The 3,203-nt window shown below is 31.3% G+C and carries 3 protein-coding genes; all 3 read right to left on the reverse strand.

The annotated features are described in order from the left end of the window. Window positions 1-1,591 (reverse strand): prolyl oligopeptidase family serine peptidase (locus tag E6248_RS14740; RefSeq protein WP_316341539.1); only part of this gene is annotated, 1,591 nt, incomplete at its 3' end. A gap of 84 nt (window positions 1,592-1,675) precedes the next feature. Next, window positions 1,676-2,470, reverse strand: a complete 795-nt coding sequence (locus tag E6248_RS14745) for a histidine phosphatase family protein (RefSeq protein WP_316341540.1) — start codon at window positions 2,468-2,470, stop codon at window positions 1,676-1,678. Between the two features lie 211 nt (window positions 2,471-2,681). Next, a partial coding sequence (locus E6248_RS14750) for a PTS transporter subunit EIIC (RefSeq protein WP_316341541.1) occupies window positions 2,682-3,203 on the reverse strand: 522 nt, incomplete at its 5' end.

Here is a 3,203-nt window from a genome sequence, read left to right on the forward strand (position 1 = left end):
TTCTAATACCTACAGCTGTAGATAATACTCCCATAATAACTACTGACATTGAAGATATAGGTGCTCCAGTATTAGGTAATTCATCTTTTCCAGTTGATATGCTTGAATCATTTCTATTATTATCTGGCTCTTCTGGCTTTTCTATAACGTCATCACTTGGCTCTTCTGGTTTTTCTATATTATCGTCACCTGGTTTTTCTATATTATCATCACCTGGCTTTTCTGGTTTTTCCATTGGTTTAGATGGTTCTAACTGTGTTAACTGTACTTTTTCTTGTTCAGAAAGCCAAGACCATAGACTATCATCTCCATCCACACATTCATCATTAAATGCATATATCCATGACCAATGTGCATTGTACTCATATGGACTTCCATCTTCATTTTTATATAAACCTGATGTATCAATTACCTTTTCAAATTCAGATATTTTAACATTTTTATTTCCAATAGCTTTTAATCTCTTTGCTGTTGCAATTGATGTTGAATAAGAATCAACTAGTTCATCTCCTAATGCATACGTAAACCAAATAGGTAAATTTTCAATTCCTTCTAACTGCTTGTCAGTAATAGCGGCATCACTATATGGTTCACATATTGGATATGCTGCTGCAAAATATTCTGGATTATCTAAAATCAATTTCATAGTCATGTAACCACCATTAGAACATCCACCAACATAAATTCTATTTGTATCTATATCCTCACTAGAATTAACATAAGATTTTATTAAATTCATTAATGAACCCGCATATATTGTCTTACCAGTTGAATCCATTTCTCCACTACCAGAATCCATCCACATTGTTGGAGATTGTGGTGTTAATACATATGCACCGCCAAATTTATCTTGTATTTCTGGTGTTATTAATTCTCCAACTTCATTTCCTAATGTAGTTATTAATGTATCACTTCCACCTTCACCAGCTCCATGAAGCCATATAATAAGCGGATTTTTTTTATTATCAAACTCTGGTGAATAATGAGCATATTTCATGGATATATCCCCTTCAGCAGCATATGTTTCTTCCTTAAATGCATCTACTGTAGGAGTTTTTCTATTAACATACTCAGATCTAATATTTAATTCATCAACTACTTTATCTCCAACTTTTAATTTTGAATCATTAGCTAGTGTTACATTTAAATAATATGGATCTGCCCAGCTGTTAGCAAATGTCTCAAAACTAAATACAAACGGATTACCCACTTCTGGACCTACCGCTAATTCAATTGTTACATTTTTAGAAACACCTTCTACTCTATTTCCATTCTCATCACTTACATAGGCATTTAATATTATTCTTTCCGTTTCTTCAATTCCAGCCATTCCCTGTTTTGTTTCTTTTACTTTAAATGTATCCTTATTTACATCACTTACTTCATTATCAAGTGTAATAACTGCTTGAGTAACTCCTGGCCCCCAGTCAAATCCTCTTACAATAATATCATATGTTCCAGTAACGCTAATTGATTTAGCAGTTACTTGTTCACCACTCCCTAACTCATCAGCAAAAGCTGTTACAGTTGAAAATAACATCATTGAAGTTACTGTAGCACAAACTAACCTTTTTAACTTTTTGTTTAACATATCATTTCCTCCTAAATAAAGCATTTATTTAATTTAATATTTATCATTACTATTTAATAAATCAGACTTAATAACTATATAGTTTTAATTAGTATTTTTCCCTTTTTCTACATAACTCATATCATTAACAGATTCAACTGTATAAGTACCATTTTCATATTTTACTTTACAAACACTCGCATTTTCTAATCCTGATTTTAAATCTGCTGTACATCCTGGAGATACATTTTCCAAGAAAGAGATTATTGTAATACCATGTGATACAATTAATATATTGCCGCCACCATTGACTTCTGTATCCTTTACAATTTTATCAATTGTTGATTTTACTCTTTCCGCAAGCTCATTAGAATTTTCAGCTATTTCATTTCCTGGCACTTTATCCATTAAATCAAGATTTTTTGACATATTAAAATCCTTCATCATCTCATCTATAGTCATATCATTAGCCTTTGCTACATCTGCCCATGCTTCCATAGTTTTTTCACCTTCATAAATTCCAAAACATACTTCTCTCAAACCCTTATCTTGATTTAATTTTAAATCCGTTTGAGCAGATTTATCTAAAACTATATTTGCAGTCTCTATAGCACGTCCACTATCACTTGAATATACATAGTCAAACTTCACTCCATCTTCCTTAAAACCTTTACCTAGATATTCAGCAACTTCCACTCCTGGCTCTGTTAATGGTGCATCTGACCAGCCTTGCATTCTTTCTGTTGTATTTAACATAGTTTTTCCATGCCTTGTTAAATAAATTTCTACTGGCTTACTTTCTGTATTATTTTTTGAAGTTTCATCAACTTTACTGGAACACCCCAATGAAACTACTGATAATACGCCTACTAAAAATAATGATAAAATTTTCTTTTTCATAATATCTCCTCCATATTTTGTTATACTTTACTTAAAACAAAAATTTCATTTCGCTCTAATCTCCACATAAATCATATGATTAATGGATTAAACTATATAATTACCGTTTTCATATTTTACTTTATATACACTATCATTTTCTAATTATTGGACTAACTAAAACTTCTTTGCTTATTAGACCTGAAATTTTAGTTATAGCTTAAATACTATCTCATTTTGTAACCTCTGTATCATCCTTATACATAACAAACATTGCTATAAATCCTAATACTAATCCTACAATCGAAGCTAAAATTGCTCCATAGAATCCCTTATCAATACCAGCTGGGTTAATATAACTAGGAATAATAAATAACCCCATACCACCCATATTATAAATTCTCGATCCAAATAACCCTAGAATTCCGCCTGTAATAGCTCCAATTATACAACTTAATATAAATGGTTTCTTTCTTGGTAAAGTAATACCATAAATAGCTGGTTCAGTAACTCCAAAGAAACCTGAAATAACTGCTGGAATACATAATGATTTTAATTTTTTGTCTTTTGTCTTTGCCATTATTGCCATAACTACACCAGTTTGTGCGAAAGAAACAAGCAGTGAAGTTGCTACTACTGGATCACTACCTAATAATGATAAATTATTCATTGATATTGGTATTAATCCCCAATGTAAACCAAACATAACAAATACTTGCCAGAAACCACCTATGAATAAGCCAGCTACTATTGG

The organism is Clostridium sp. (assembly GCF_032552055.1).
GTDB lineage: Bacteria > Bacillota > Clostridia > Clostridiales > Clostridiaceae > Clostridium.

Excerpts from the sequence above, each read along its gene's own strand:
- E6248_RS14745 (WP_316341540.1), bottom strand. The coding sequence starts at position 2,470 with ATGAAAAAGAAAATTTTATCATTATTTTTAGTAGGCGTATTATCAGTA.